7 protein-coding genes are annotated in these 5,865 nt (G+C 67.1%); 5 read left to right on the plus strand and 2 right to left on the minus strand.

All coding sequences use genetic code 11. From position 1 onward, the window contains the following. Both ACTHJR_RS16020 and rph read right to left on the minus strand, forming a co-directional pair. Nucleotides 1-305: non-canonical purine NTP pyrophosphatase (locus ACTHJR_RS16020; RefSeq protein ID WP_440524241.1), on the minus strand; the 305-nt coding region annotated here is incomplete at its 3' end. After that, entirely contained in the window at nt 302-1,015 is a 714-nt protein-coding gene (gene rph / locus ACTHJR_RS16025; protein WP_440524242.1) for a ribonuclease PH, read from the minus strand. The genes rph and ACTHJR_RS16020, both read right to left, overlap by 4 nt. Between rph and ACTHJR_RS16030 the strand changes: the two genes are divergently transcribed. Genes ACTHJR_RS16030 through ACTHJR_RS16050 form a run of 5 tightly spaced genes read left to right on the plus strand, consistent with a single transcriptional unit; the run spans nt 1,015 to nt 5,513 of the window. Further along, nucleotides 1,015-1,626: a hypothetical protein gene (locus ACTHJR_RS16030; RefSeq protein ID WP_440524243.1), complete on the plus strand. Its 612-nt coding sequence runs from the start codon at nt 1,015-1,017 to the stop codon at nt 1,624-1,626. The two genes, rph and ACTHJR_RS16030, sit on opposite strands and share 1 nt — an antisense overlap. A gap of 43 nt (nt 1,627-1,669) precedes the next feature. After that, nucleotides 1,670-2,713: a heat-inducible transcriptional repressor HrcA gene (gene hrcA / locus ACTHJR_RS16035; RefSeq protein WP_440524244.1), complete on the plus strand. Its 1,044-nt coding sequence runs from the start codon at nt 1,670-1,672 to the stop codon at nt 2,711-2,713. Between the two features lie 24 nt (nt 2,714-2,737). Next, on the plus strand, nt 2,738-3,298 hold the full coding sequence (gene grpE, locus ACTHJR_RS16040; protein ID WP_440524245.1) for a nucleotide exchange factor GrpE: 561 nt from the start codon (nt 2,738-2,740) through the stop codon (nt 3,296-3,298). Next, complete coding sequence (locus tag ACTHJR_RS16045) at nt 3,295-4,293, plus strand: cobaltochelatase CobT-related protein (RefSeq protein ID WP_440524246.1); 999 nt, start codon at nt 3,295-3,297, stop codon at nt 4,291-4,293. Before grpE ends, ACTHJR_RS16045 begins: the two co-directional genes overlap by 4 nt. Further along, a complete protein-coding gene (locus tag ACTHJR_RS16050) occupies nt 4,290-5,513 on the plus strand; it encodes a threonine synthase (protein WP_440524247.1) in 1,224 nt (407 codons plus the stop codon). The genes ACTHJR_RS16045 and ACTHJR_RS16050 overlap by 4 nt, the downstream gene beginning before the upstream one ends. Nucleotides 5,514-5,865: the final 352 nt, after the last annotated feature.

Raw genomic sequence — 5,865 nt, forward strand, 5'->3', positions numbered from 1 at the left:
CGCGCCGAGAAGATGCCGGGGTCGCCGCCCAGGCCCTCGACGCACAGCCCGCTGTCGTCGGCGAGCGCGGGCAGGCCCGACAGATCGGCCGCCTGCAACGCCTTCAATTCGGCATTGGCGACGAAGGTCGTGCCGGTCTCCTCGGGCTCGGGCAGATCGAGCGATTTCGCCGAGACCGGCTGGATGCCGTACGGTCCCAGCAGCGCCTCGATCTCGCGCACCTTGCCCTCGTTATGGCTGGCGATGACCAGCTTGCCGGGGGCGAGCTTGCGGATCGCCTGGGGATGATCGCTTTCGCCGCTCATGCGACCGCCTTTGCCTGTGCCGCGAAGATCTCGTTGCATCCGATCCGCGCCAGCCGAAGCATCCTCAACAACGCTTCCTCGTCATAGGTTGCATGTTCGGCGGTGGCCTGTGCCTCGGCGATGTTGCCGCTTTCGAGCAGGACGAAATTGGCGTCGGTGTCGGCACCCGAATCCTCGTCATAATCGAGGTCGAGCACCGGCGTGCCCTGATAAATGCCGCAGCTGACCGCCGCGACCTTCTGCGTCAGCGGATCGGCCGAGAGCTTGCCATTGCGGAGTAGGCCATTGATTGCCAGCCGCAGCGCGACCCAGGCGCCCGAGATCGACGCGGTGCGAGTGCCGCCATCGGCCTGGATGACGTCGCAATCGAGCGTGATCTGATGCTCGCCGAGCAGGGTCAGGTCGGTGACGGCGCGCAAGCTGCGCCCGATCAGCCGCTGGATTTCCTGCGTGCGGCCCGATTGCTTGCCGCGGGCCGCTTCGCGCGCGCCGCGAGTGTGGGTTGCGCGCGGCAGCATGCCATATTCGGCGGTAACCCAGCCCTGGCCCTTTCCGCGCAGCCAGGGCGGCAAGCGATCCTCGACGCTGGCGGTCACCAGCACCTTGGTGTCGCCGAACCCGACCAGTACCGATCCTTCGGCGTGCCTGGTGAAATGGGGCTCGATGGTGATCGCGCGCATCTGATCGGGGGCGCGGCCGCTGGGGCGCATTGGGGAATCTCCTGATAACGGACGCAACGGCCCTAGACGCCCTGGACGAAGCGCGCCAGTCTGCCGCTATGACGGCCCTGCGAATTTCCATGCTGTGCGTTGCGGCGCTGGTTTCCGGTGCCGGACGGGCGACGAGCTCTCCGTCGACGATTTCGATACGCGTGCGACCGATCGTCGGCATCTGCGCCGGGCTTTGTCCCGATTTCAAAATATCGCTGGTCGGGGAACGGCGGGTCGTCGTCCGCCAATTCGCGTTCCGACCCGCGCTGGGCCGCGTCCGGACGTTCGATGTGCCGTCCGCTGCCGCCGCCGCGTTTCGCGAGGAACTCGCCCCGCTGCGCCCGGCGGGAACGCTTGATCGCGGCGTGCCATGTCCGCTGAACGGGGCGGACGAGCGCCTTCGCTATGGCGCCAGCGACTATGACATTCGCTGGTCCGGCGGTGGCGCGCCGTCGCGCCTGAGGGGCTGCAAGACCGATCGCGAACTCGATCTCGCCGTGACGAGGGCGTTGCTCGATCTCTCGCTGAGCCCGGCCGCGACGCCATTGACGCAACGGCAAGTCGGCGAGGCGCGCGCGTGCCTCCGCCAAAAGGGAAATGCATACTGCTAGCCGTGGCATTGAGCGCGGTGGCCCCTCCGCCTACATCACCGCCATGACCGCCCCCGCCGTCACCGAGCTCTCCGATCGCGCGCGCGACATCTTTCGCGCGGTGGTCGAGGGCTATCTCGACACCGGCCAGCCGGTGGGGTCGCGCACGCTCGCCGATGCCGGGGTGTTCAGCCTGTCGCCGGCCTCGATCCGCAACGTCATGGCAGAGCTCGAGGCGCTGGGGCTGCTCAGCCATCCGCATACCAGCGCCGGGCGGATGCCGACCGACCTGGGGCTGCGGCTGTTCGTCGACGGCATGATGCGCGTGGCCGAGCCGAGCGCGGAGGAGCGCGCCGCGATCGAGGGCAGGGCGGTGCGCTCGGGCCCGGTCGAGGAAGCGCTGGCGGCGACCACCGCGGCGTTGAGCGGCCTGTCGGCCTGCGCCGGGCTGGTGCTGGTGCCCAAGGCCGAATTGGTGTTGCGGCAGATCAGTTTCGTACCGTTATCGCCCGGGCGCGCGCTCGCGGTGATCGTCGGCGACGACGGCCAGGTCGAGAACCGCGTCGTCGATCTCGCGCCCGGCACTACCGCGTCGGTGCTGGTCCAGGCGGGCAATTACATGACCGCAACGCTCGGCGGGTTGACCTTCAGCGAGGCGCGGGCCCGCCTCGAACGCCAGCTCGCCGCCGATCGCGCCGCGCTCGATCGCGCCGCCGCGGCACTGGTCGAACAGGGGATCGCGGTATGGAGCGAGGATTCGGATCGCCGCCCGGTGCTGATCGTGCGCGGGCAGGGGCGGCTGATCGACGCGGCGGCGGCCGAGGATCTCGAGCGCATCCGCGACTTGCTCGACGATCTCGAGGGCAAGCAGGAAGTGGCGGGGCTGCTCGACAGCGCGCGGACCGCCGAATCGACCCGGATCTTCATCGGCGCGGAGAACAAATTGTTCGCGCTGTCGGGATCCTCTGTCATCGCGCGGCCGTTCCGTGGGGTCGACGGAAGAGTGGTCGGCGTGGTGGGGGTTATCGGGCCGACCCGGTTGAACTATGCGCGAGTCGTGCCCATGGTGGATTTCACCGCCGCAACCCTCTCCCGCTTGATCGGTTGAGAGCAATCCAAGACGAAGAGAAAAATGACCGAAGACGAGAAGATCGACACCGCGACCGCCACCGACGCCGAGACTCTGCGCGCCGAAACCGCGCAGGCCGCGCCCGAAGTGGCCGAGCACGACCATATCGCCCGGCTGGAGGCCGAGCTGGCCGAGGCCAAGCAGGCGACGATGTATGCCCATGCCGAAACGCAGAACGTCCGCCGCCGCGCCGAGAAGGAAGCGGCCGACGCGCGCGCCTATGCGGTGACGAGCTTCGCGCGCGACGTGCTGTCGGTCGCAGACAATCTGTCGCGCGGCCTGTCGGCGATTCCGGCCGATCTGCGCGAGGACGACCGGCTGAAGGGCCTGATCGCCGGGCTCGAAGCGACGCAGCGCGAGCTCGACGCCGTGTTCCAGAGGAACGGCATCACCCGCATCGCCGCGATGGGCCTGCCGCTCGATCCCAACCAGCACCAGGCGATGCTGGAAGTGCCTTCGGACCAGGCGCCGGGCACGATCGTTCAGGAAATGCAGGCCGGCTACATGCTGAAGGACCGCCTGCTGCGCCCGTCGCTGGTGGGTGTGGCGAAGAAGCCGGAGTGACGCCAGGGTTGGATATCGGCGTGTGGCTCACGCCGATTCTGACCTTTGTCTTCTTCCTATTGGTGTTCTGGGGATTCTTCCGGCGGCGCCGCGAACGCGGTCGGACGCCAGTCCCCGACGAACCCGATGGCACGCCATATCGCGTCTATACGAGCGAATTCGATCGCGAAGTCACAGCGCGTGAGGCGCCGGCCCTGCAGGTAGTGGCCGAAGGCGGCGAAAAATTCCTCGGGTCGCCGCGCAGGGGCAAATGGCGGGCGCGCCTCGATGCGGCGACGCGGCTGGCCGATCGATCAGGTGCATTCGACGCCGCGGCGGCGAAGCTGGAGGATCTCCGCAACGATCGGCCGATAGCGGTGTCGCTATTGATCGATCAGTCGGGTTCGATGCGCGATCGGATCGTGCAGGTGGCGCCCACCGTAAAATGGATTGCTGACTGGTTTCAGCAGCGCAACATGGCGCTGGCGGTGACCGGGTTCACCACGCTGGGCTGGCGTGGCGGTGATGCGCGAGCGAAATGGGTGGAGGCGGGTAGGCCGAAACGCCCTGGCCGCCTGTGCGTGTTGCTCCATCTCCGCTACAAGGGCTTCGACGAACCGCTCGACGATCTCGACTGGCAGGCAATGCTCCATCCGGATGTCCTGCGTGAGAATGTCGATGGTGAGGCAATCCTCCACGCCGTCGCCGCGCTGGCAGCACGTCCGGAGCGCCAGAAGATCCTGATCGTGCTCTCCGACGGCGCCCCCGTCGATGATTCGACATTATTCGAGAATGGGGAGGGCTATCTCGTTCGCCATATCCGCTCGGTGATCGCCGAGGTCGAACGGCGCAGCGATATCGTCTTGGGCGCGATCGGCATCGAATATGCCGTCGACCGATATTATCGCCATTCGCGGAGCGTCTCCGATTTGGCCGAATTGCCGCTGGCATTGGCGACCGAGATAGTCGATCTGGGCGCAGCTAATTTCGCTGCCGGACAAGCCCCCGATCCATGAACCCCAACCTCACCGCCGATCGCCCGACCTTCGTCACCCATCTCGAATGCTCGCTGACCGGCGAGCATTATGAGGCGGACCAGCTTCACGGCCTGTCCAAGGCGGGCAAGCCGCTGCTGGTACGCTACGATCTGAACGCGGTGCGCGGGTTCCTGCCGCGGGCGATGGTCGAGGCGCGGCCGACCGATCTGTGGCGCTGGCGCGAATTGCTGCCGGTGCGGCACACCGCGAACGTGGTCAGCCTGGGTGAGATCGAGACGCCTTTGGTGCCGATCGCCAAGTCGGGCGGCCGCAAGGTGCTGGTCAAGGACGAAGGTCGCCTGCCGACGGGCTCGTTTAAGGCCCGCGGGCTGGTCATGGCGGTGGCGATGGCCAAGGAGCTCGGCGTCACCAAGATCGCGATGCCGACCAACGGCAATGCCGGCGCCGCGCTGGCGGCCTATGCCAGTCGCGTCGGGATCGAGACGATCGTATTGTGTCCCGACGACACGCCAGAGATCAACGTGCGCGAGATCGCGGCGCAAGGTGCGCGCGTCTATCGCGTCAACGGCCTGATCGACGAATGCGGCGCGATCGTCGGGAAAGGCGCCGCCGAAGGGCTCTGGTTCGACTTCTCGACGCTCAAGGAGCCGTACCGGATCGAGGGCAAGAAGACGATGGGCCTCGAACTCGCCGCGCAATTCGACTGGCGACTGCCCAAGGCGATCTTCTACCCGACCGGCGGCGGCACCGGCCTGATCGGCATGTGGAAAGCATTCGAGGAGCTGGAGAAACTCGGCTGGATCGGCCCCGAACGCCCCAAGATGTTCGCGGTCCAGGCATCGGGCTGCGCCCCGATCGTCCGCGCGTTCGAAGCGGGCGAGGAACATGCCGAGCGCTGGGAGGACGCACACACCGTCGCCGCCGGTATTCGCGTGCCCAAGGCGGTCGGCGATTTCCTGATCCTGCGCGCGGTGCGCGAGAGCGGCGGCAAGGCGCTGGCGGTGGGCGACCCCGCGATCCTGAAAGCGGTCGACGATTGCGCGCGCCAGGACGGGCTGCTGCTATGCCCCGAAGGCGGCGCGACGCTCGCCGCCTATCGCCAGGCGCTGACTGACGGGCTGGTCAACGAGGAGGATGAGGTGGTGCTGTTCAATTGCGCGACCGGCCTCAAATATCCGATGCCTGATGCCGCGGAGACGCTCGACAAGAACGGGCCGATCGATCTGGCGGCGCTTTGAGCTGCATCTTTCAACTGCAGTTCTGCCGACTTCGTCACCCCGGCCTTGTGCCGGGGTCCATAGAGCATCAACCCGGGAATAGAGCTTCTACACCAGGGCCCGCCGCCCGGTGGACCCCGGCACAAGGCCGGGGGTGAAGTTTTGGCATTGCACGCGCTTCATGCTCCGCCGACTTAACGGTCGTCCGGATCGTCCCTCAGCGGATTCACCAAGGTGTGCTTCTCGACGATGATCGAGCGGATCGGCGTGCCGTCCTCGTCGAGCGAGGGCCTGTAGCGGAAACGCTGCTCGATCAGCCGGCACGTGGTGTTGTCGAGCAGCGCATAGCCGCTCGACCGCGTCACCTGGCAGC

The sequence above is a fragment of the Sphingomonas sp. genome (assembly GCF_051962185.1).
Taxonomy (GTDB): Bacteria; Pseudomonadota; Alphaproteobacteria; order Sphingomonadales; family Sphingomonadaceae; genus Sphingomonas.